Annotated in this window: 19 protein-coding genes; 7 read left to right on the plus strand and 12 right to left on the minus strand. The window is 62.6% G+C overall.

Annotated features, from left to right (window positions below; all coding sequences use genetic code 11):
• Positions 1-8: 8 nt before the first annotated feature.
• From BX592_RS09460 to gspG, 8 genes are all read right to left on the minus strand, one after another.
• Complete coding sequence (locus BX592_RS09460) at positions 9-788, minus strand: type II secretion system protein N (protein WP_134191446.1); 780 nt, start codon at positions 786-788, stop codon at positions 9-11.
• A 22-nt stretch (positions 789-810) separates the two neighbouring features.
• The gene (locus BX592_RS09465; protein WP_134191448.1) at positions 811-1,314 is read right to left on the minus strand and encodes a type II secretion system protein M; all 504 of its coding nucleotides are present in this window, start codon (positions 1,312-1,314) and stop codon (positions 811-813) included.
• Entirely contained in the window at positions 1,311-2,738 is a 1,428-nt protein-coding gene (gspL, locus tag BX592_RS09470) for a type II secretion system protein GspL (protein ID WP_134191449.1), read from the minus strand. The genes BX592_RS09465 and gspL overlap by 4 nt, the downstream gene beginning before the upstream one ends.
• A gap of 28 nt (positions 2,739-2,766) precedes the next feature.
• Positions 2,767-3,891 carry a type II secretion system minor pseudopilin GspK gene (gene gspK, locus BX592_RS09475; protein ID WP_377681658.1) on the minus strand — a complete coding sequence of 375 codons (1,125 nt, stop codon included), beginning with the start codon at positions 3,889-3,891 and terminating at the stop codon, positions 2,767-2,769.
• 71 nt (positions 3,892-3,962) lie between these two features.
• The gene (locus BX592_RS09480) at positions 3,963-4,682 is read right to left on the minus strand and encodes a PulJ/GspJ family protein (RefSeq protein ID WP_134191453.1); all 720 of its coding nucleotides are present in this window, start codon (positions 4,680-4,682) and stop codon (positions 3,963-3,965) included.
• Complete coding sequence (gene gspI / locus BX592_RS09485; RefSeq protein WP_134191455.1) at positions 4,660-5,127, minus strand: type II secretion system minor pseudopilin GspI; 468 nt, start codon at positions 5,125-5,127, stop codon at positions 4,660-4,662. The genes BX592_RS09480 and gspI overlap by 23 nt, the downstream gene beginning before the upstream one ends.
• Positions 5,127-5,636 carry a GspH/FimT family pseudopilin gene (locus tag BX592_RS09490; protein ID WP_134191457.1) on the minus strand — a complete coding sequence of 170 codons (510 nt, stop codon included), beginning with the start codon at positions 5,634-5,636 and terminating at the stop codon, positions 5,127-5,129. The genes gspI and BX592_RS09490 overlap by 1 nt, the downstream gene beginning before the upstream one ends.
• Positions 5,637-5,682: 46 nt before the next feature.
• A complete protein-coding gene (gene gspG, locus BX592_RS09495; RefSeq protein WP_134191766.1) occupies positions 5,683-6,147 on the minus strand; it encodes a type II secretion system major pseudopilin GspG in 465 nt (154 codons plus the stop codon).
• 201 nt (positions 6,148-6,348) lie between these two features.
• Here gspG and BX592_RS09500 point away from each other — a divergent pair, with 201 nt between their 5' ends.
• Positions 6,349-6,762, plus strand: a complete 414-nt coding sequence (locus BX592_RS09500; RefSeq protein ID WP_134191459.1) for a type II secretion system protein N — start codon at positions 6,349-6,351, stop codon at positions 6,760-6,762.
• Positions 6,763-6,805: 43 nt separating this feature from the next.
• Here the strand turns inward: BX592_RS09500 and gspF are convergent, their stop codons facing one another.
• The 3 genes from gspF to gspD all read right to left on the minus strand — a co-directional run bounded on the left by gspF (position 6,806) and on the right by gspD (position 12,100).
• Entirely contained in the window at positions 6,806-8,023 is a 1,218-nt protein-coding gene (gene gspF, locus BX592_RS09505) for a type II secretion system inner membrane protein GspF (protein ID WP_134191461.1), read from the minus strand.
• Between the two features lie 4 nt (positions 8,024-8,027).
• A complete protein-coding gene (gene gspE, locus BX592_RS09510) occupies positions 8,028-9,497 on the minus strand; it encodes a type II secretion system ATPase GspE (RefSeq protein WP_134191767.1) in 1,470 nt (489 codons plus the stop codon).
• A gap of 65 nt (positions 9,498-9,562) precedes the next feature.
• The gene (gene gspD, locus BX592_RS09515; RefSeq protein ID WP_243849443.1) at positions 9,563-12,100 is read right to left on the minus strand and encodes a type II secretion system secretin GspD; all 2,538 of its coding nucleotides are present in this window, start codon (positions 12,098-12,100) and stop codon (positions 9,563-9,565) included.
• A 564-nt stretch (positions 12,101-12,664) separates the two neighbouring features.
• Between gspD and BX592_RS09520 the strand changes: the two genes are divergently transcribed.
• Positions 12,665-13,111 (plus strand): lytic transglycosylase domain-containing protein, encoded by a 447-nt coding sequence (locus BX592_RS09520; protein WP_134191463.1) that lies wholly within the window; start codon positions 12,665-12,667, stop codon positions 13,109-13,111.
• A gap of 339 nt (positions 13,112-13,450) precedes the next feature.
• Entirely contained in the window at positions 13,451-14,758 is a 1,308-nt protein-coding gene (locus tag BX592_RS09525) for a GTP-binding protein (RefSeq protein WP_134191465.1), read from the plus strand.
• Between the two features lie 217 nt (positions 14,759-14,975).
• Here BX592_RS09525 and BX592_RS09530 read toward each other — a convergent pair whose 3' ends face one another.
• Positions 14,976-15,254, minus strand: a complete 279-nt coding sequence (locus BX592_RS09530) for an HU family DNA-binding protein (protein ID WP_018441348.1) — start codon at positions 15,252-15,254, stop codon at positions 14,976-14,978.
• A gap of 423 nt (positions 15,255-15,677) precedes the next feature.
• On the opposite strand from BX592_RS09530, the gene mnmC reads away from it, so the two are divergent.
• From mnmC to BX592_RS09550, 4 genes are all read left to right on the plus strand, one after another.
• The gene (gene mnmC / locus BX592_RS09535) at positions 15,678-17,672 is read left to right on the plus strand and encodes a bifunctional tRNA (5-methylaminomethyl-2-thiouridine)(34)-methyltransferase MnmC2/FAD-dependent 5-carboxymethylaminomethyl-2-thiouridine(34) oxidoreductase MnmC1 (protein WP_134191467.1); all 1,995 of its coding nucleotides are present in this window, start codon (positions 15,678-15,680) and stop codon (positions 17,670-17,672) included.
• 862 nt (positions 17,673-18,534) lie between these two features.
• Positions 18,535-19,737 carry a cation:proton antiporter gene (locus tag BX592_RS09540; protein ID WP_134191469.1) on the plus strand — a complete coding sequence of 401 codons (1,203 nt, stop codon included), beginning with the start codon at positions 18,535-18,537 and terminating at the stop codon, positions 19,735-19,737.
• Positions 19,738-19,790: 53 nt separating this feature from the next.
• A complete protein-coding gene (locus BX592_RS09545; protein WP_134191471.1) occupies positions 19,791-20,906 on the plus strand; it encodes a YbdK family carboxylate-amine ligase in 1,116 nt (371 codons plus the stop codon).
• Positions 20,907-21,584: 678 nt separating this feature from the next.
• On the plus strand, positions 21,585-22,229 hold the full coding sequence (locus BX592_RS09550; protein WP_134191473.1) for a MarR family winged helix-turn-helix transcriptional regulator: 645 nt from the start codon (positions 21,585-21,587) through the stop codon (positions 22,227-22,229).
• Positions 22,230-22,304 lie beyond the last annotated feature (75 nt).

The following is a 22,304-nucleotide window of genomic DNA, read 5'->3' on the forward strand; positions in this document are numbered from 1 at the left end:
ACACCGCGTCAATGCGCAAAATTCAGCGCAACCGTGCCCTGTCCAGTCGGCGCGCCAAGCAGGTTCAACAAGCCGGCAAGGTTGTCGAGCGATTCCGGCGTCGCGCTCGCCGTGCCCTGAAACGACGTCGACCCGCCACCCAACGACCCATGTCCATTGAGCAGCAACGGCCCCTTTAACGTCGACAGATCAACCGTCGCGGCCGCTCCTTCCGCCTGAATCACCACGCGATACGACCCAAGCGGCTTCACGCGCGACACACTCGAACTCATATCGTTGAGCTGCACCGCGAGTTGCCCGAACGCTTCGCGTCCAAAGCTGCGCCAGTCGGTCCACGCGACTCGCACGTCGCCTTGCAGATTCAGCGTATTGAACGGCGCGCCGAGCCCTGCGAGCAGTGACGCCGGCACCGCTATCTGCCCCGCGGTCATCACCGCGCCGCGGCGTGTCACGTCGACCTGAATCGCATCGGGCATCGCATCGGTCTGACGCATCTGCATCTGCACGCGGCCGGCAAACAGCGGCCAGAACGACGTGCGCCACTCGATGCGCCCAGGCAGCAGCGTCGCGCCGCCGCCATCAGGACCCGCCGCCAGCATCAGCACCGCGGAGCCCTGCCACAGCGACCCATCGGGCTCGACCAGGTTCACGTGTCCATGCGTTGCCTTCGCGAACTGCGGCGTAATCCATGCAGCCGGCAGCCTGGCGAGCAACACCGCGCCGCACGACACAAACGCGACGATCACCCACGGCAACGCGGCGCCGATGCGCCGCATCCAGACATTCATCACAGGTTCTATCCGCGGGGAGTCACTTGATGGTCGCCGGCTGCAGCGATGCGGTCAGGTCGACCTGACCGTCTTCCTTCAGCGCGGTCACATGCGCTTCGGACACCTGCACCTTGAACTGGCGGCGCACATCGTCGAGCCACGCGGTCCACGAAGGAAACGACGCGTTCTTCAGCTGGATTTGCACCGCATTGCCGATCACCTGCACCTGGATCGGGTTCAGTCCGTGATCGCTCAACGAAGCGGTCAGCGCATCTTTCAACGCGCCGCCGGTCGGCGCAACGCCTTGTGCAACGCCTGTCAGCGCGCGTGCTTCGTTCTGTTGCGCGGTCATTTGCGCGAGCTGACGCTGCATGCCGGGCAGCGTTTCGAGCAGATGCGCGCGGCCTTCCTGCGCGGGGGACCACAGCACCGACCACGCGATCACGATGGCGAGCACCACGCTGCCCCACGTGAGGATCGATTTTTCGCGTGTGGTGCGCGCGCCCCAGAAGCCGGCCCATGCCTCGAGCAGTTGTTCTTTCATTGTCCGCTCCTGATGGTCCACTTGCCAGTATTGCTATCCACCGCGCCGGAGAGGCCATTGCGCGCGAGACGCTGCGTAAAGTCCGGATCGACCTTCACTTGCGGCTTGAACGTCACGTCGAGGCGGTGGTTCTGGTAATCGAGCGCGGCCAGCCCGTTGACCGGCAGCGGTCCAAGCGAGCGCGCGAGGCCGTCCGCGAGCGACAGAAAATCTTCCGGCGACAGTTCGCCTGCCGCGACGCGCAGCTGCTGTAATTGCCGCGACATCTGGCCGGGCGCGTCGAGCACGACGGTTGTCTTCGGGAACGCGTTGAGCAGCGCCTCGGTCATCTGCGAGTTCAGCGTGTCGCGTTCGCGTGCGAGCATCAGCCACTGCACGTTCGCGCCGACGATGGCGACCAGCGCCGCCGCGGCAACCAGCGCGATCGGCGCGCGCAGGCGCCGCAGCGTCGCGCGATCGAGACGCCACGGCTGCGACACGAATTCGAACTGACACAAATCGAAGCGGCATTGCAAAGCGCGCTGCGCCAGCGTGTCGAACGTCAAAGGCTGCGCATCGGGTTGCCCTGGCGCAGCAATCGGCTTCGCATGCGGTTCGCTTCCCGGCACCGCGGTGAGCATATAGACCGTCAGCGGCGCGTCGCCAGACAGCGCGGCAAGCGTCGCGTCGACCGCGGATGCGGGCACCGCGAGACCCTCGCCGATGCGCCCGCGGGCAATCGCCAGTTCGACGCGCGGCGACGGCGCTTCCTGCGGCACGTCGCCAAGCAGCACCGCCGGCGCGGTCTGAACCGCCTCACCGAGCAACGCGGCCACGATCGGCCCGTGCGACGTCGACCGCGCAGACGTTTCGTCAGCGGTGGTCGCGGCGTCGCCCGTTGATCCAGCCTCGGAAGCCGCACCGGTAGCAGCGGCGTTACCGATGTCGGCGTGCGCTTCGGACATCGCTTCGCTTAGCGCATCGACCGGCGCCGCTTCAGCGTCCGGCCGCGGCAAACACGACGTCACCGGCACCGCACGCAGATTCCGGTGGCCAGCCGCAACAAATCCTTCGTGAATAAAACGGAACCAGCCGCGATCGATGATCGCGAGCAGCCTCCGGCCGTCGGCGAGCGGTTGCGCGTCGATCGCGATATGACAGGTCTGTGGGTCCTGGATCAGATGGTCTTCGACGACGTTCGGCAGCGCCTGGCGCAGCCGCGGCCCTTTCAGCGCAGGCACGGTGGCCGCCATCATCAGCAGGTCGCGCGCGGCGACCATCAGCACCGTCGACGACGCGCGCGGCAGCAGCGCGAGCGACGCCTGGCCGGCGCGCATCGTGTGCCCCGACTTGTCGAGCAGCAGAAACGGCATCTCCGGCAGTTGCCATTCCTGCGACGGCACCGCCGGATCACGCGGCGGTAGTAGAACGATCAGCGTGCTCAAGGCCCACTCTCTTTGGGAAAGGCGTTATTCATAGTGTGTCCCGCTCCCGTACGATACGCGTCGTATGAGTCAATGCGTCGCGATAGACGAGCGTTGTACGATCCACTTCGGCGCGTTCGTGTTGCACACGCCCATGCACGACGAAATAGCTCGAATTCACGTCCATCTGACTCGGATCGAACACGAGGTTCTGCACACCGGCGCCGCCCAGCGCAAGCTGCACATCGGCGACGTTGTGAAAGAACACCGTTTCGCGGCGCGCGACCAGCGATTGGGCGCTCGCCACGCTCAGACCCGGTACGATCGCGGCGATCACTTCGGCGGGAGCGGTATTCATGTTGACTGCGGTGACGGTCGGCAGCACCGTGACAAACGGGCGCAAGCGCTGAACGATCTCGGGCGTGAAGCCCGGCACGTCGAGTAGCGAATCGACGCTGGTCATTTGCAGCGGCGATACGCCGGTGTTGTCGTTGGTATCGGACAGCCCCGGGTTGTCGGTCATCTCGCTGCCATCACCCCCGCCGCCGCCACTGACGACCGGACCGCTGGCTGCAATTGGCGCGTTTGCCGGGTTCGACGTCTGAAAACGCGTGGCCGAGTGCAACAGGCTCTTGCGCACTTGCAGCGCGGCGTTCTTCGCAAGCTGGCCATTCAGGCCGAGAAAGCCGAGCAGCCGCTGGAACGATTCGATCGCCTGCAAATTCAGCTGCAGCGCGCCGGGCGCGGTGGTGGATACAAGATTGCGCAAGTTGAACTTCGCCTGCGCATCTTCGATCGAGCCGGACAGGTACGTCTCCGCGCCTTCGCCGGAGTGCGTCGCGCCGATCTGTCCGAGAAAATCGGACAGGCGCGTTTTCGCAATCGGCACGCCCCAGACGCCCCCGAGATAGGTGATACCCGCCGACGTATCGCCTTCCGAACGCAAGATCAGCCGCGTCCAGTCGAGCGCGCCGCGGCCGACCCACTGCGCCTGCGCAAGCAGCCGCTGGTTCTCGATGCGCCGTACCTGCACCTGCTGCCGCCAAAGAATGCCCGACACGAGAATCGCCGATAGCGCGACGACCAGCAGCGCGCTGATGATCGCGGCGCCGGATTCGCGCGATCGATGCGCCACGGACGTCCTTTGCCGCGCGCGCGCATGTTGCTGGCACAGCAGCGCGCGCGACGCCGGCAGTGGCTTCCGGCGCAAGTAACGAGGGTTCGGCAGGCAGGCTTTCACGCGTGTCACTCTCCGACCAGGAAAACCCGCGTCACCGGCCGCTTCAACGAAGCCGCGCCGATGCTCACCTCGAGCCCGGTCACCGCGCGCGGAATCGGCGCATTGCCGAGCTGCGGTACCTTCAGGTTGTTCAGGCTGTCGCTCATCGCGGATTGCACATCCTTCATCTGCGTCGTCCAACCGACCTTCGGCACAAACACGCGCGCGGTAATCATGCCAACGCCGGACATCAAGGGCACCGCGCTCCAGTTGCTGTTCTCGTCGCCGGACAGCGCGCGCCGCACTTCACCCAGGTTCCTGAGCGGCGGCGATGCGTAGCGCGTCACATGTCCTTCGGACACGCGATAGCGCACCACTTGCAGCCGCGGCGCGGCGCCCGGCGTATACAGCTCGCGCACGATCTGCAGCCCGCTGGTCGCAACCGATACCGACGGCTGGCCCACTTCGTCCTCGCTCGCGGCCTGGCGCGCGTCGATGCGCATCTGATCGAACAGTTGCGCGAACACGCGCTCGTCTTCCATCGCGTTGGTGATGATCTGCCGGCTGCGGATGATCTCGTCGAGTCCACGCCACGACAGCACCGCGATCACCGCGAGAATCGCGATCGCAACCAGCAGCTCGATCAGCGTGAAACCATGCGCAGTCCGCCGACGCTGCGTGCGGCGTTGAGCGTCACGTACAACGTCACGCTTCGCGCCGCGTTTACAGAGGACGGCTGGATTCATTCGGGACCACCGTCACCATTTGCGCGAGCATGCCGGGGTGTCCCGGCATCGTCACCGACACCTCGACGCGCCGAAACACCGGATTCGGCGTTGCCGTTACGTGTTCAGTGCAAATCAACTGCAGGTTGCCCTGCGAACAATCGAAACTTTGCGAACCGACTTCGGGCCACGCATGCGTGAGCCGCAACTGCGCGAGCGTGTTGTCGGCGCTCCAGCCGGCTAGCAGCCGCCGGTGCAGATCCGCTTCGCCATTCGCGAGGCTGCCGACCGCACGCAGCGACGCAGCGAGCGCGACCGCGATGATCGCGAGCGCGACCAGCACTTCGATCATCGTGAAACCCTTCGACAGATGACGTGCCCGACCGCATGACTGGCCACCCGATTGGCGGCGCGCCGCGGGCGCGCGCGCCGGACGATTGCTGCAAAACCCGACGCGCCGCGTCATCAACGCACCTCGTAGCGGCCGTTGCCGGTGCCGACGATCGTCGCGCTGCCCGCGGCCGAATGAAGCGTCACGCTGACCGGCGTATCGATGCTCTCGGTGCCGAATAGCACACGGTCGCGCTGCGTACCAGAATCCGACGAGCCCGGATAATCGATCGACACACCGGTCACACCGCCTTCCCAGTTTCGCGGACCGAGCAGATCGTCGCGCAGCGGGCGCCAACCGTCGTCGGTTCGGATATCGAAACGAAAGCCGTTTTCGGCCGGCATCCATGCGATCGGCCGCGCCCGCACCTGCGCTTCGTCACCGGCCGACTCGAACAACAGCGCCAGACGCTGCGCTTCCTCGTTCAGATCGGTGCGCGGATTGCGCGACAACGACAGCGATGCAAGCGACACCAGCAAACCCGCGATCACCAGCACGACCAGCATCTCGAGCAGCGTAAAGCCGCGCTGACGCCGCGCATGCGCGCGGCGAAGCTCGAAGGACGGGCAGGGGAGCAAATGCATGGTGCAAAAAGCCTTAACTACCGATGGATGACGGATCCAGCGTCTGTCACTGCCACGAACCGACGTCGGCGTCGTTGCCTTCGCCGCCCGCCTTGCCGTCGGCGCCATAACTGAAGACATCGATTTCGCCGTGCACGCCGGGGTTCAGATACTGATACTGATTGCCCCACGGATCGTTCGGCAGACGCTCAAGGTAGCCGCCATCCTTCCAGTTGTTCGGCACTGGGTCGGTGCTCGGCTTTTCGACCAGCGCGCGCAGCCCTTGCTCCTGCGTCGGATAGCGGCCGTTGTCCAGACGATAGAGCTTCAACGCCTGCATCATCGTGCCGATGTCCTGCTTCGCGGCAACGCGGCGCGCTTCGTCCGGCCGGCTCATGATCTTCGGCACGATCAGCGCGGCGAGAATGCCGAGAATCGCGATCACGACCATGATTTCGATCAGCGTGAACCCCCGTTGACGACGGGCGCGGGCACCCGCGATTTCCGTGCGGCGATTCGTCCACATTTGCATCATTTCCTACCTCGTTTCAATAAATTGTCGATCGGTCCGGCGTCGCTACCGTTGTGCATCGTGCGCGTCGTACGCGGTGCGATGCGTTTTGCGCGATTCGCTTCCGGCGCGCTTTCAGGGCGCGGCCGGTCATTCTAATGTGATGCGCTCGACTGGCTTCGATCCATCGCAAGTTTCACATTTATCCGTACAATGTCGCGCATGACTGCCCTTCAAATTCGCCTCCTTTCGCTCGTGTGCTTCGCCGCGTTCTGCGCGACGGCCACGTACTGGTTCGTCACGCTGACGTCACATCGCGGTGCCACCGTGCCCGCCGCCGCCGCGCGTGCGCCGGTGTCGGTCGAGCAGGCGGCGACGCTATTCGGCGGCCAGCTCACGCGCACCGTCAATCAGGATGTGCGGCTTTACGGCATCCTCGCGCTGAGCGAAGGCGCCGCCGCGATCATCAGCGTCGGCGGCGAACCGCCGCATGCGGTATCGCTGGGCAGCGCGATCATGGAAGGCGCGAAACTCTCCGAAGTGCGTGCGCGCTCGATCATCATCGATCGCAATGGCGCACATTCGGAAGTGTTCCTGCCAGCCAACGCACCCGGTCCTACCATCTACGTGCGCTAAGCACTTCTACCGTCGGGCTGAACGCCGCGCGTGCACTGCACGCTTATTGCACCAGGTTGTTCAGCTCGATAATCGGCATCATCACCGCCAGCACGATGACCAGCACCACGCCGCCCATCGCGAGAATCAGCAGCGGTTCGAGCAGGCTCGTCAGAAACATCGTGCGCCGCTCGAGCTCGCGCGATTCGCCTTCCGATGCGCGATCGAGCATCGTCGTCACGTCGCCGGTTGCTTCGCCTGAGCGGATCAGGTGCACGAGGACCGGTGGAAATGTCTTCGTATTGCCAAGCGCGCGCGACAGCGACGTGCCTTCACGCACGCGCACGATCGCGTCGTCGATATTGATGCGCATCGCGCGATTGCTGAGCGTTTCGCCAGCCGCTTGCAACGCGCGCAGAATCGGCACGCCAGCCGCGGTCAGAATGCCGAGCGTGCTCGCAAAACGAACGGTGTTATAGCCGCGCACAAGCTTGCCGAGCAACGGCGCGCCCAGTAGCCACCGGTCGAACGCGAGCCGCGGGCCGGGCTGTTTGAGAATCGCGCGCACCACGAACACGACGACCGCAACGCCGATCAGCATCGCCCACCAGTAGCTGCGGACGAAGCCGGACAACGCCATCATCACGACCGTCAAAATGGGCAGTTGCTGCTTCGTGCTCGCAAACACGTTGACCACCTGCGGCACCACATAGCTCAGCAGAAACGTGACGATGCCGAACGCGATGATCGTGACGATCGTCGGGTACGTGAATGCGAGCACGATTTTCTGCTTCAGCGCGTTGCGCTGCTCGATGTAGTCCGCCAGACGCGACAGCACCAGGCCGAGTTTGCCGGTGTGTTCGCCAGCCGCCACCAGCGCGCGGTAGATGTCCGGAAAGTCCTTCGGATGCTGCGACAGCGCGTTCGCGAGCGAGTGGCCGCCGAGCACTTCGGCGCGGATCGCGGCCATCAGTTCGCGGATATAGTCGCGCTCCGATTGCTCGGTGAGTACGGCCAGTGCTTCGTCGAGCGGCAGGCCTGCGATCAGCAGACTCGCGAGCTGGCGCGTGAGGATCGCCTGCTCGCGCTGCGACAGCTTACGGCCTAGCGACAAACGCTGGCTGCGTTCGCCGCGCGTGCGCGTCGCCGCCGGCTCGACGACAAGCGGCGTCAGTCCCTGCGTGCGCAGCTGGCTGCGCGCGCCACGCGCGCTGTCCGCATCGAGCACGCCTTTTTGCGCCTTGCCCGCGGCGTCGATCGCTTCAAACCGGAAAGCAGGCATTCGATTACGCTCCGCCCGTCACGCGAATCACTTCTTCAAGCGACGTGAGGCCGCTCGCGAGCCAGCGATCGCCGTCCTCGCGCAACGTGCGCATCCCCTGCTTGCGCCCGGCCTCGAGAATTTCGGCGTCGGCCGCATTGCGGTGGATCAGCGTGCGAATCGATTCGTCGACAAGCAACAGTTCATAGACGCCGCGCCGTCCTGCATAACCCGAGTGCCCACACTTGTCGCAGCCGACCGGGTGCCATTGCTTGTGGCCGTCTTCTTCGCGTTCTTCCTTGCAGACCGGGCACAGGCGACGCACGAGGCGCTGCGCGAGCACGCCGAGCAGGGAAGAGGCGAGCAGATACGGCTCGACGCCCATATCGGTCAGACGCGTGACCGCTGAGGCTGCATCGTTCGTGTGCAGCGTCGCGAGCACCAGGTGACCGGTCAGCGATGCCTGCACCGCGATCTGCGCGGTTTCCAGGTCGCGGATTTCGCCGATCATGATCACGTCCGGGTCCTGACGCAGGATCGAGCGCAGCGCCCGAGCGAAGGTCATGCCGATCCGCTCGTTGACCTGCGTCTGGCCGATGCCGCCCAGGTCGTATTCGATCGGGTCCTCGACGGTCATGATGTTGGTAGTCGCGGTCTCGAGACGCGACATCGATGCATACAGCGTCGTGGTCTTGCCGGAACCGGTCGGGCCGGTCACCAGCACGATGCCGTGCGGACGTGCGATCAGCTTGTCGAACTGGCCAAGCGTGTCCTGCGCCATACCGAGCGCTTCGAGGTTCAGCCGCTGCGCATCTTTTTCCAGCAGACGCAGCACCGCGCGTTCGCCGTGGCCCGTCGGCAGCGTCGATACCCGCACGTCGACCGGTCGGCCGCCGACGCGCAGCGTAATGCGCCCGTCCTGCGGCAAACGTTTCTCCGCGATATCGAGCTGCGCCATGATCTTGATCCGCGAGATCAGCGCGCCGTGCAGCGCCTTCTTTGGCCGCACGACATCGCGCAGCGTGCCGTCGACGCGAAAGCGCACAACCGATGCGTTCTCGAACGGCTCGATGTGAATATCCGAAGCCTGCTCGCGGGCTGCCTGCGTGAGCAGCGCGTTAATCATCCGGATGATCGGCGCGTCGTCTTCGGACTCAAGCAGGTCCTCGACTTCAGGAATGTCCTGCATCAGCCGCGACAGATCGACTTCACCTTCCACTTCACCGACCACCTGCGCCGCGCTGCCATCCTGGCGTGAATACGCTGCGTTGATCGCCTGCGCGAGCTCATCGGCAGGCATCCGCACGACCGTCAGCACGCCCAGATTGCGTGCGACTTCAGCAAGTGCCGCATCGCTGGTGCGCTCGCTGATCCACACTTCGATGCCGTCAGCATGCTGGTGCGCAACGAGGATCTGACCCGCCCTGGCAAAGCTGTACGGCACAAGCCGCGCCGCGAGCGGCGACGGCGCCGCGCGTTCGCCGGTGGCCGGCAGGCTGCCGCGCTCGCTGGCAGGGTCGCCGCCCGAACGAGGATCCGCTGCCTGTGCGAGCACCTGATTCACGGATGCGCTCCCGGAGACTCAATGGCCGGCGCTGCGTTGATCGAGGGCGCAGGAATTTGCGCCGGGGCCGGCATTTGGGCGGGCGCAGGCACCGGAATCGGGGCTGGGGCCTGGTTCGGGTAGGGCGCTTGCGCCGGGGCCAGGCTCGGGTACGGAGCTTGGGCCGGAACCTGAGCCTGATACGGACTTTGCGCCGGAGCACGAACCTGCGACTGGTCCGGATAGGGCTGCGCCTGCATCGGGGCAGGGGCCTGTGCCGGAGCCGGGACCTGTGCGGGAGCCGGTGCGACGGGAGCGGGCACCCCCATCTGCTGCTGACGCCGCATCTGGTCCAGATTGAACAGATTCAGCGCCGGCGATGCGCCCTGGCTAGGACCAAGCGGCATCGGCGGCATCACCGGGTCGTCCTTATCCTTGATCAGGTTGTTGTCCGACCGGTACGCGCCCAGTACGCCCTGAACATAGTCGTAGCGGTTCGACGTCACCGCCTGAGTAGTGGCGTTGTCGGCGAGGATGACAGGCCGCAGGAATACCATCAGGTTCGTCTTTGTACGGTTCTTCTGCTCCGAACGGAACAACTGTCCAAGCCACGGAATGTCGCCGAGCAGCGGCACCTTGCTGTTGCTGGTCCCGTAGTTATCCTGCATCAGGCCGCCCAGCACGATAATTTCGCCATTGTCGCAAAGCACCGTCGACTGCACCGAGCGCTTGGTGAACTCCGGACCCGCCGGATTGGTCGCCGCGTTGTTCGTGCCCGCCACGATCGCTGAGTCTTCCGTGTAAAGCTGCAGCTTCAGAATGCCGCCATCGGTGATTTGCGGCTTCACGTGCAGCACGATGCCGACATCGACGCGGTCGAAAGTGTTGAATGCGTTCGACGTGTTGCCGCTCGTCAGGTTCGAGAACGAACCGGTCGTGATCGGCACGTTCGTGCCGACGACAATCTTCGCTTCCTCATTGTCCAGTGTAATCAGGTTAGGCGTCGACAGCACGTTCGCGTCCTGATTCGTCGCGAGCGCCTGCAGCAGCGCGCCGAGCCCCTGCACACCGAAAATGTTGTGGATCCAGCCGACGTTCAGGCCCTGCTGGATGCCCTGACCGGCAAGTGCCGCGGCGAGACCGGGAGGCGTGCCGGCGGCCGCAGCGGCGGTCAGATTGATAATGCTGTTCGGCCCGAAATTCGTGCCGCCGAAAACCGCATTGTTCGCCACTTGCCACTGAATGCCGAGATTGGCGCTGGTGGTCGAGTTCAACTCGACGATTAGCGCTTCGATGTACACCTGCGTGCGGCGCGCATCGAGCTGAGCGATCACCGAGCGCAGATTCCGGTACACCGGGTCCGACGCGGTGATGATCAGCGAATTCGTCGCGGCGTCGGCCTGGATCATGCCGCCCGCCGGATTGTCCTCTTCGCCATCCTTGTCGCCGCCGAGAAACGCCGCGCCGCCGCCGGCACCGCCGCCCCCGCCGCCACCAAACGAACTGCCGCCGCCGCCAAACGAGCTGCCGCCGCTCATCGAAGAGCTGCCGAACGAACTCGACGACCCACCCGGCAACGGCGGCGTCCCCGACGTTCCGGTCGAACTGCTGCCGCCGCCCTGACCCTGGCTGAACGAATTCGCGCCGCCGCCTGCGCCACCACCGGAGGAGCTATCGCCCCCTTTGCCCATCATGCCGCGCAACGTCTTCGCGAGCTTGACCGCATCGGCGTTGCGCAACGGCACGACGTGCATATTGCCCGGCTCGGTGGTCGGCGCGTCGAGTTGCTTCGCCAGCGCCTTCGCCGCATTGAGCCGCGCGACGTTCGAGGCGCGCAGCAACAGCGAATTGGTGCGCGCATCGGCGGACACCGACACTTTCAGCGTCGCGTCGGTACTGCCGATCGCGCCCGGATCGAGCGCTTTCGAAAGCTGCTGCGCGGTATCGAGTGCATTCGCATTCTTCAGCGGCACGACCACGACCTGCTGTCCGGCCGCCGTGTCGACGCCCGCGATGATCTGCGCGATGCGCCGCACATTGTCCGCGTAGTCGGTGACAACCAGCGTGTTGTTGGCCGGATAAGCGGCAATCGTATTGTTCGGCGAGATCAGCGGCCGAAGGATCGGCAGCAGATTGTTCGCCGATTCGTTCTTCAGTTCGAAAACCTGCGTGATCACCTGGTCGCCGCGCGCGGTCGGCGTATTGCCGATGTACGTCGGCACGCCTTGCAGCTTTGCATCCGCTTCCGGCACGACCTTCAGCACGCCGTGATCCTGAACCAGCGCAAAGCCCTGCATCCGCAATGCTGATTGCAAGGTCTTGAGCGCCTGGTCCTCCGGGACCGGATTCTCCGACACCAGATTGAGCTGACCCTTGACACGCGGGTCAACGATGATGGTTTTGCCCGTCGCGGCGCCAATCGCCCTGGCTACCTGATCGATGTCGGCATTGACAAAGTTGAGCGTGACCTGCGCGTGCGCAACTTGCGCGGCGAACAGACCAGCCACTACCAGCGCCGTTGCCGAGCGACGCAATACAAAACGGTTTCTTCTCATGGATCTGAAATGAATGCCGGCGCATCGCGCCGACTGTTCGCAGCGAATACCCCGGTAGGACATCGTCCCCGTCGTCGGCTGGCACACTCGATGGGGCTCGATGGCCACTCGGGCGCCGGCGGTCCGGTATTCGGAAAAGCAGGAACAGTAACAGCTTTTCGTGTCGGAAATGTCACAAAACTCAGTAGTTCCGTAAGACTCTCTGGCGGCTACCGGCTTCGTAAGGATTTGAAAGCCCTAAGCCTCGTTGCGTGCGCAATGACACACGGACGCCACGGTTCGCACGGTATATGTCCGTCGGGCCACATTGACGCGCCACGGACTGCCGGTATGATACGGGCGGTTCGATCCGATGAAGACGCCTGGCTAGAGCGGGTTTTCCCCGATGGCGCGCTCGATTGCCGACGTGCCTGGCATTTTTTGTGAGCTCGCGCACCGTCTTTACTTTCGAATTTTGTTTTGCTTAGTCATCTTGATCGTCGTTGTCAGTCTGCTGTTTGTACCGTTGCTGGTCCATTCGTCCGATTGCCCTTAACTGGTTGCCGTTTGCTCTGCTATTGCCCGATGAAGCCGACATTTCTGACCGTTACCGCCGCCCTCGCCGTGCTCCTCGCGGCCGGCAACGCACGGGCGGACTGCTTCGACGAGGCGGCCCAGTATCAGAAGGTGAACCCGCTGATCCTCAGGGCGATTGCATGGCAGGAATCGCATAACCGCCCTGATGCGCTCCACAAGAACGCGAACGGTTCGACCGACTACGGCGTGATGCAGATCAACTCGGTGCATCTGCCGGCGCTCGCGCAGTACGGCATTTCGAGCGGGACGCTGATGGAGCCGTGCAAGAACGTCTACATCGCCGCCTGGCATCTGCGCCAGAAAATGAACAAGTACGGCAATACCTGGCAGGCGGTCGGCGCCTATCATTCGGAAACGCCTACGCTGCGCGATCAGTACGCGCGGCAGATCGTCGCGATTTTGCAGAAGTGGAAACTGATGCCGCCGTCGAAATGACCGGGGTTAAGCGGGATGAGCAGTAGAACCTGAACGAACGCTGCGCGCATTCTAACCGAAGCGACGAAATCCCGTTATTTGATGCACAATGCGGCTTCGCAGCGCGGTTGCGGCGCAGTGGCCGCGCGGGTTGGCTGTTTGAGCTTTTTGCGTCGTTTGCGCTTTTTGCGCCGTTTGCGCCACTTTCCGCCGAAACGCCCGCGACGGCCAACACCCCGCACATCACGCGTTATCCGCGAAGCTGGACGGGTACGCGCCGGCTTGGCCCCCCAAAATTCCGGCCACACACCCGCTTCCTGACCGATACTTCGGTTTTCCGCTCACGTTTTCTGTATTGCAATGAACCAGCCGCTACTGCCCGTCACCGTGCTCTCGGGTTTTCTGGGCGCCGGCAAGACCACGCTCCTCAATCACATTCTCGCGAACCGCGCCGGGTTGCGCGTGGCCGTGATCGTCAACGACCTGGCCGCGGTCAATATCGATGCGACGCTGGTGCGCGATGCCGCTGAACTGTCGCACGTCGAGGAACAACTCGTCGAGATGTCGAATGGCTGCATCTGCTGCACGCTGCGCGACGACCTGCTTGCCGAGATCCGCCGTCTTGCGGCGCAACAACGATTCGATGCAATCCTGATCGAATCGACCGGCGTCGCCGAACCGATGCCGATTGCCGAAACCTTCACGTTCGTCGACGACGACGGCGCCTCCCTTGCCGACGTCGCGCGGCTCGACACAATGGTCACCGTTGTCGACGCATTCAATTTCCTGCGCGACTACGCGTGCGCGGATGGACTCGCTGAGCGAGGTATCGCGGCATCCGAAGAAGACGATCGCACGCTCGTCGAGTTGCTGATCGATCAGATCGAGTTTTGCGACGTGCTGGTCGTGAACAAGTCGGATCTTGTCAGCACCGACGAACTTGCGAAGCTGCAAAGCATCCTCGCGCAGATCAATCCGCGTGCTGTGCAAATAGTGAGCCGCTTCGGCGAGGTGCCGCTTCACGAAGTAATCGACACGAAGCGCTTCGACTTCGACAGCGCGTCGAACGCGCCGGGCTGGCTTGCATCGTTGCATCACGATCACGACCACGCAGGCGAAGCGGACCAATATGGAATCGGCCATTTCATTTATCGCGCGCGCCGACCGTTTCATCCTGAACGGCTGTGGACGCTGATGCATGAAGAATGGCAAGGTATCCTACGTACCAAGGGATTTTTCTGGCTCGCGACGCGCAACGATATGGGCGGCATGTTGTCGCAAGCGGGCGGTGCGTGCCGGCATGGACCGGCCGGCACCTGGTGGGCGGCGCAGGATCGCAGTGAATGGCCGGACGGCGACGACGAGTTGATGGACGAGATTGTCGCCGACTGGCACGGCGACCTGGACGATACGACCATTGGCGATCGCCGCCAGGAACTGGTGATGATCGGCGTCGGCATTGATCCGGCGCACTGGCAGGCGAAGTTCGACGCGTGCCTGCTGACCGATGACGAATACGCACTGGGCCCGGACGGCTGGCGCCAGTTCACCGATCCATTCCCGTGCTGGGATGCGAATTTCGACGACGACGACGAAGCACACGATCACAGCCATGATCATGATGACGATCATGGCGAAGGCGAAATCGTGCATCGCCATCCGCACTAATCCCGGCAGCGTGTGACGATGAATCCGATGATTGCTTCGGTTGGCTGAATGCCAGCCGATGTCGCTTGTCAACGCAGCAGATCACCCACCGATCGGCATCGCCGATCAGTCAGAAACCCCTTCGGTCAGAAACCAATCGGTCAGCAAAATCGCAGGCGAAAAAAAACCCGCCGAGCGGCGGGTGTCAACAAATGAAGCGAAGCTGAATGTTATTCGCTTAACGCTTGTTGACTGCGTCCTTGAATGCCTTACCGGCAGTGAACTTGACCGTCTTGGCGGCCGGAATCTTGATAGTTTCGCCGGTCTTCGGGTTGCGGCCCGTACGTGCTGCGCGCTTGCCCGAACCGAAGCTGCCGAAGCCGATCAACTGAACTGAGTCACCCTTCGACACTGCCTTCTTGATTACTTCGAGGAGCGTGTCCAGCGTTTCGCCGGTTTGAGCCTTGCTGGCGCCCGTCTGTCCTGCGACGGCGTCGATCAGTTCCTGTTTGTTCATTAAGGTTCCTTTCTGGTTTAGGTTGACACGAACAGCGCGAACGCGCCGATTATACGTGCGCGCGCCGCGCCGTCGAGCAGCGACGGCTTGGGAATTCCCCGACCTAAGCAGCGCGCTGCCGCACTGCATCGAACACCGTGCTGCCGCTTCCCTCGCGGCGCTTGCTATGATAGCTCAGCGCAAACCCAATCAGGACAAGGGTTTCGAAGAATTACACCGCGCTTTGCCCGATCCAGCATGGAAACCGGCAAATTGCGCTCCAATAGCGCTGTATTCGGGTTCCTGGCCGGGTTTCGACACACTTTAGCGTTGGTTTTTGCCAACGTTTTGAGCAGTCGAGTCGCCGCTAAACGCCTGCTGCAAGCGGTTCCAGCGGGTTTTGCGCCGTTCCGGTTCCGCACCGACGACCGTTTTTCACTTCGCATGACCGCTTCGCTGACACCCGCTACGCTCGTTTTCCGAACGGACGGCACGCCATACTCGGCGCTGCACGACGACATCTATCACAGCGCGGCCGGCGCATTTGCGCAGGCCGGCCATGTGTTTCTTAACGGCAATGCGCTACCCGAGCGGTGGCGCCGCCGCCGGATTTTCACCATTCTTGAGACGGGCTTCGGGCTCGGTGTCAATTTCCTGGCGACATGGGCACAGTGGCGCACCGATCCGGCGCGCTGCGAGCGTCTACACGTTGTATCGATCGAGAAGCACCCGTTTTCGCAAGCGGATTTGCGCACTGCACACGCAGCGATCGTTGCAGATGCATCCATCGCTGCGCTTTCCCGCACGCTCGTGAACGCGTGGCCGATGCTGGTGCCGGGTATGCATCGGCTCGAGTTCGAAGGCGGCCGTGTCACGCTGACGCTCGTATTGGGCGATGCGCTGCAATCGCTGCCATCGCTATGGATGCGCGCCGACGCGTTCTACCTCGATGGCTTTGCGCCCGCGAAAAATCCCGATCTGTGGAGCCCGGAAGTTTTTCGATCGCTCACTCGCATCGCAGCCGACGACGCAACATTCGCCACCTACTCGAGCGCCGGCGACGTCAAACGCGCACTCACGCAAGCGGGTTTTGAATACACGAAAGTCGAAGGCTTCGGCGGCAAGCGTGCGATGCTCGTTGGCCGCTTTGCACCGCGCTGGCGCGTCAGGCGCTATGAACCGCCAGTTCCGCTTGCGGTGAGTGAGCGGCATGCGGTGGTGATCGGCGCGGGCTTGGCCGGTTGTGCGCTAACCGAACGGCTTGCCGCGCGGGGTTGGCGCATCACTTCGCTGGAGCGCCATCACGCTGCGGCGCGCGAAGCGTCTGGTAATCCGGCAGGCGTATTTCATCCGATGCTGTCGCGTGACGACAGCGTCGCTTCGCGCATCACGCGCGCGGGTTTTCTATACGCATTGCGTCGCTGGTCGATGCTTGCGGGCCCAACGTTCGATCCCATGCATCGCGCCGCAGGCCTGCTGCAAATCGCGGAATCAGACGATGAAGCGCAGGCCTTCGCACACGTCCTTGCGTCGCTACGCTATCCGCCGGAGTTCGTGATTCCCGTTTCGCGGGAAGACGCCACGCGAATGGCCGGCACACCGGTCGCGCGTGGCGGCTGCTTTTTCCGTCACGGCGGCTGGGTGGATCCTGCGCAGTTATGTGCAGCGCAATGCGCGAGCGCGGGCGACCGCCTCGAGCGGCGTTATGGCGTCGAAGCGGCGCGAATCGAACGCTCAGGCGATCAATGGACAGTGCTCGACGCCGACGGACACACGCTTGCTCGCGCGCCGGTCGTGATCGTCGCGAATGCTCACGACGCAGCCCGTCTCGCGGGTTTGCGTTACGCGCCCACCCGTAGCGTGCGCGGGCAACTGACGTTGCTGCCCGCCGGAACGCTCGCAGCGCTACGCGTTCCGGTGATCGGCGAAGGCTACGCGGTGCCGCTTGCCGCCGGCAGCACGCTCGCCGGCGCGACCTACGACGTCGACGATCCGGACACCGCGTTGCGCGCCCAAGCGCACGTCGAAAACATCGAGCGCGTCGCGCGGATGCTGCCGTCGCTAGCCGATGAGTTAGCGAGCGCCCCGATTGAAGCCGGACATCTGCAGCAGCCGTCGCATGGATTGACCGGACGCGTCGCGTTCCGCTGCGTCACCAGCGATCGCCTGCCGATGATCGGCACACTCGCCGACGAAACCGCCGCAATCGCCAATGCCGCGACGCTGCGCGGCGCATGGCCGCGCGACTTGCCGCGCACGCCCGGACTGTTCGGTGCGTTTGCGTATGGTTCACGCGGCCTCGTCTGGGCCGCGCTCGGTGCCGAACTGATTGCGTCGCAGCTCGAGGGGGAGCCTTGGCCAATCGAACGCGAACTGGCCGAAGCGATCGATCCCGCGCGTTTCCTGCTGCGTGCGTTGCGCCATCACTCTTTCGACTGAGCTCCTTCGACTGAACGAATTACGCTAAACGGGTTATCCACTCGACGATGTGGATAACCAGTCGAATTTCGCGCGAAACAGGTGTGGAATCGATGTGGACGTAAACGGGGTAAGTCGAACTTTGCCGATCGACGCCAAAAGTTACCCGCAGAAGCCACCCCTGCGCGCACACGCTTTGCGTTCGGTTATGCGCGTTTCAACGCAATGATTTCTTTCGGTAAACCTGCGTTGTCCACAAAAGAGATGCACCCTTGTTAACTTCTACTACGTATACATACAGGTAAACCTTTGAATAGCAGACCCATCGTCGATGGGCCGCGCAACGGCACTGCAAACTTTCGGAAAAAAACCGAGCCCAACCCGAAAGCCCCGGTCGTTCCCGAATCGATTGCAAGCAGCGTTGGTTAGCGGCAGATCCACCCCCGGTACGTGTCGCGCAAGGTCGCTTTTTCTTGTTGTCTGCCGGATCGCGTATGTTTTACCGTCTTTGACGGTAAGATCGACGCTTTTGCAACCGCTTGCGGAAAGCTATGGCACAATCGCCGTTCTTCACGCGTCGCGTGCCGCCTTGGGTGGCGCAGCGCACCTAAGGAACGGTTGTCGCTTCGTCAGAATCTGATCCGAAAGTCGACGGCGTTCTATCCCCCGTGTCGACGCTGCTTGCAGTCATCGCGGCGTTGGCGTGTTCGTCCTGTTTTTCACCCGATCGTTGACAACGCGCAACGCAGGTCGGCGCAAAGCGATCGCTGCAACGAACCGCTTCGCACCTCGCCCGGGATTTGCTCAGGGGTTCGCTGATCGGCGAGTGCCTTGGCGCCGGCCCTGACCCGTTGCGGTTGTTGCACAAGGAGAACCCACCACGATGAAGTCGGCGTTTTCGTTCTTTCCGGCTTGGCCGCTGACACCCGACGCGATTTTCTGGGCCGGCCTCGCGCTGCTTGCCGCGGGCTTGTGCGGCGAACTGTGCTATCGCGCCTGGCATCTGCCGCGCATCTCCGGTTACGCAGTAATCGGTCTGATCGCAGGTTCCGCGGGATCCGGTGTGATCGATGCGGAGTCGGCTAGCGCGGCACGGCCGTTGCTCGACGTGGCGCTCGGGTTGCTGCTGTTCGAACTGGGCAGCCGTCTCGACTTGCGGTGGATTCGCCGCAATCCGTGGCTGATTCTGTCGAGCATCGCGGAAGCGACGCTGACGTTCGTGCTGGTGCTGACTGTTTTGCTGTTCGTGCACGTGGCGGTGATGACCGCGATGGTGCTCGCATCGATTGCGATGGCGACGTCGCCGGCGATGGTGATCCAGCTGAAAACCGAACTGCGCGCCGAAGGTCAGGTCACGCAGCGGCTGATGACGCTCACCGCGTTGAACAGCATGTACGCGGTCGTGATCGAAAAGCTCGCATCGAGCTGGTTGCATCAGGAGATTTACGGCAACGTGTTCGCGACGATCCTGCAGCCGCTCTATCTGCTGGTCGGCTCGTTGATCCTCGCGTATCTGCTCGCGCGTACGTGCACATTCTTCTATCGGCGCGTGAATATGCAGGATGAGCATTCGTTCGTCGCGCTGTTCGGGCTGGTGTTGCTCGCGATCGCGATCGCTCACGTGTTCAAGCTGTCGACGATTCTCGCGCTGCTTGCCGCGGGCATCATCGTCAAGAATCTCGAAGCGCGGCCGCAACTGTGGCCGCAGCATTTCGGCACCGCCGGGTGGCTGCTCACGGTGATTCTGTTCGTACTGACGCTAACCACATTCGAATGGCGCGATATCGCGCTCGGCGGCGTCGCGGCTTTGGGACTGATCGTTGCACGCCTTATCGGCAAGATGGTCGGCGTGCTCGTGTTCGCGAAGCCGAGCGGTCTGAACTGGAAGCAGGGCGCGGCGCTCGGACTTTCGTTGTCGCCCATGTCCGCGCTCGCCTATTTGCTGGTGGACGATACCTATACGCTTTATCCGAATTTTGATCCGAAGCTGCGCGCGGTCGTGATGTGCTCGATCGTCGTGCTGCAGCTGGTCGGCCCGTGGCTCGTTTACCGAAGCCTTGCGCTGGTTGGTGAGCGGCGCGAATAAGCGCTCGAGCGATCCAACCGCCACGAGAATGCAACCCGGAGTCAACGCACACCATGTCACTCGAACCCTTCGTCGATTCGAAACCGTTCACTTTCGGTATCGAACTCGAAATGCAGATTGTGAACACGCATGACTATGATCTGACCAAAGCCGCGTCGGATCTGCTACGCCTGATCAAGGACGAGAAGATTCCAGGCAATATCACGCCTGAAATCACCGAGAGCATGATCGAACTGTCGACCGGCATTTGCACGTCGCACGAACAGGCCGTTACCGATCTGCGAAAGATTCGCGACACGCTGGTCGCCGCGGCGGACCGTCTGAACGTCGGTCTATGCGGCGGCGGAACGCACGCATTCCAGCAGTGGAGCGAACGGCAGATCGTCGATACGCCGCGCTTTCAGTACCTGTCCGAACTCTACGGTTATCTCGCGAAACAGTTCACGGTGTTCGGCCAGCATGTGCATATCGGCTGCCCCGATCCGGACAGCGCGCTGTTTCTGCTTCATTCGATGTCCCGATTCATTCCGCATTTCATTGCGCTGTCGGCTTCGTCACCATACGTGCAAGGCGTCGACACCGGTTTTCATTCGGCACGTCTGAATTCGGTGTTCGCGTTTCCGCTGTCGGGTCGCGCGCCGTTCGTGCTGACGTGGGACAGCTTCGAAGAATACTTTTCGAAGATGGTCCATACGGGCGTTGTCAACAGCATGAAAGATTTCTATTGGGACATCCGACCAAAACCGGGCTTCGGCACGATCGAAGTGCGCGTGATGGACACGCCGTTATCGGTCGATCGCGCGGCGGCGATCGCTTGCTATATCCAGACGCTCGCGCGGCATCTTCTTTTGGACAAACCCCTTACGCCAAAAGAGGACGACTATCTCGTATATACATTTAACCGTTTCGAAGCATGCCGGTTCGGCCTCGCGGGCACCTGCATCGACCCGCAGACCGGTGAGCGCCGGACCATTTCCGAAGACATCATTCAAACGCTTGAACAGATCGCGCCGCATGCCGAAGCATTGGGTTCGACGAAGGCACTTGATGAGGTGGGCTCGATCGCACGTGGCCAGATGAACGATGCAACGTGGTTGCGAAGCGTGTACAGCCATGAAAAATCGCTTCACGAAGCGGTGCGTCAGCAATGCCTGCAATGGCGTGCATGAACGTATACAACAACTTTAGTTATTTTCTGTCATCTTCATGAACCCGCTGGGAGCGGGTTTTTTTTCGCTTAAGCGGTCCCAGCTTCGGCCTCCGAGCTTCTTTCCAATGTTTACATATACAAACGTAGTAGTAGTTAACAAGCATTGCATCTGGCTGTGGACAACAGAATAATCTCCTGAAAAGTCAAAGCCCTGCGTAAACGATAACCACGCGGAGCGCCGCTGGACGGCGGCTGGCAACCGCGGGTAACCTGGATTTGCGTTTGTCCGCAACGCGCGTTATCAAGAATTCACACACAGGCAGTCACAAGTCTTTTCCCGTGGTTATCCACAGATTGCGTTGGACAACTTAGCTGTACGATTTGCCGCTCTCGAATAGAATGACGACTTCGCCGCAGTGAATGGTCCCGCTGCATCCGGTTTGAGGTTGACCCAAAGGTCCAACGCAGGTCCCAACACGGGTCAAACGCAGGTCAAACGGGTGCAATGGTCGCTGCGGATAAAAAGAGAGTGTGCGACTCTCCGATAACACGCCGGTACAGGCGTGCAGAGCAGGAAATTTTTGAGATAGTAGGAATCGGCTCGCCGGCCTTTCTGGCGGGACAACCCCACACGGCTGCCGGCGCGTTGCGTTGTGGTCAACACGCTGCGGCACGCTGTCATAACCAACGAATGACTATGAGCGAAGGCGTTTACGGAGAGCAGGCTACCGGGCGGGTGACCCACAGCTTGTTGCGACTCAGCACGGCAATGCGTAGCCAGGCATGGGAATGGGCGGAAGGCGCAGGCCTCACACCCACCCAGGGCGAAATTCTTGTGCTGCTGATGCAGCGCAAGGGCCCGATGCGTCTCGGCGAGATCGCACGCGAAACGGCGTTGACCGCCGCGACGACGAGCGATGCGGTAAGCACGCTGGAAGGCAAAGGCCTCGTCGAGAAGCGGCGGGCGCTGGATGACGGTCGCGCACTGGCGGTCCGTCTGACGGCGCGTGGCCGCACGGCTGCCAAGCGCGCGGCGCAATGGCCTGACTTCCTGTCGAAGGCTGTCGGCACGCTGCGCGACGATGAACAGGCCATGTTCTATCGCACGCTGCTGAAGACGGTCCGGCAACTTGAAGTGCAAGGTCACATCCCTGCACACCGGATGTGTGTAACCTGCACGCATTTCGAACCCAGCAAGAATCCGAAGAAGTCGCTGCACCGCTGCGCGTTGCTCGACATCACGATGTCGGATACCGATCTGCGGCTCGATTGCTCGGTCCACGAAACCGCGGACATCGCGACGCAGAAAAAAACCTGGAAGATCTTCGCGCAACAGGCCTGATTCCGCTGCATGGCGGAATCGGCTTGCGGCGGCAGCGCTTGTGCTGCACGAGGATACCAGGGGTAACGAAGTAGC

It is taken from the genome of Paraburkholderia rhizosphaerae (assembly GCF_004366595.1).
Classification (GTDB): Bacteria; Pseudomonadota; Gammaproteobacteria; order Burkholderiales; family Burkholderiaceae; genus Paraburkholderia; species Paraburkholderia rhizosphaerae.

Coding starts and splice junctions, on each gene's coding strand:
- BX592_RS09460 (WP_134191446.1), bottom strand. CDS start 788: ATGAATGTCTGGATGCGGCGCATCGGCGCCGCGTTGCCGTGGGTGATC.
- BX592_RS09465 (WP_134191448.1), bottom strand. CDS start 1,314: ATGAAAGAACAACTGCTCGAGGCATGGGCCGGCTTCTGGGGCGCGCGC.
- BX592_RS09480 (WP_134191453.1), bottom strand. CDS start 4,682: ATGAATCCAGCCGTCCTCTGTAAACGCGGCGCGAAGCGTGACGTTGTA.
- gspI (WP_134191455.1), bottom strand. CDS start 5,127: ATGACGCGGCGCGTCGGGTTTTGCAGCAATCGTCCGGCGCGCGCGCCC.
- BX592_RS09490 (WP_134191457.1), bottom strand. CDS start 5,636: ATGCATTTGCTCCCCTGCCCGTCCTTCGAGCTTCGCCGCGCGCATGCG.
- gspG (WP_134191766.1), bottom strand. CDS start 6,147: ATGCAAATGTGGACGAATCGCCGCACGGAAATCGCGGGTGCCCGCGCC.
- BX592_RS09500 (WP_134191459.1), top strand. CDS start 6,349: ATGACTGCCCTTCAAATTCGCCTCCTTTCGCTCGTGTGCTTCGCCGCG.
- gspF (WP_134191461.1), bottom strand. CDS start 8,023: ATGCCTGCTTTCCGGTTTGAAGCGATCGACGCCGCGGGCAAGGCGCAA.
- gspD (WP_243849443.1), bottom strand. CDS start 12,100: ATGAGAAGAAACCGTTTTGTATTGCGTCGCTCGGCAACGGCGCTGGTA.
- BX592_RS09520 (WP_134191463.1), top strand. CDS start 12,665: ATGAAGCCGACATTTCTGACCGTTACCGCCGCCCTCGCCGTGCTCCTC.
- BX592_RS09525 (WP_134191465.1), top strand. CDS start 13,451: ATGAACCAGCCGCTACTGCCCGTCACCGTGCTCTCGGGTTTTCTGGGC.
- BX592_RS09530 (WP_018441348.1), bottom strand. CDS start 15,254: ATGAACAAACAGGAACTGATCGACGCCGTCGCAGGACAGACGGGCGCC.
- mnmC (WP_134191467.1), top strand. CDS start 15,678: ATGACCGCTTCGCTGACACCCGCTACGCTCGTTTTCCGAACGGACGGC.
- BX592_RS09540 (WP_134191469.1), top strand. CDS start 18,535: ATGAAGTCGGCGTTTTCGTTCTTTCCGGCTTGGCCGCTGACACCCGAC.
- BX592_RS09545 (WP_134191471.1), top strand. CDS start 19,791: ATGTCACTCGAACCCTTCGTCGATTCGAAACCGTTCACTTTCGGTATC.
- BX592_RS09550 (WP_134191473.1), top strand. CDS start 21,585: ATGAGCGAAGGCGTTTACGGAGAGCAGGCTACCGGGCGGGTGACCCAC.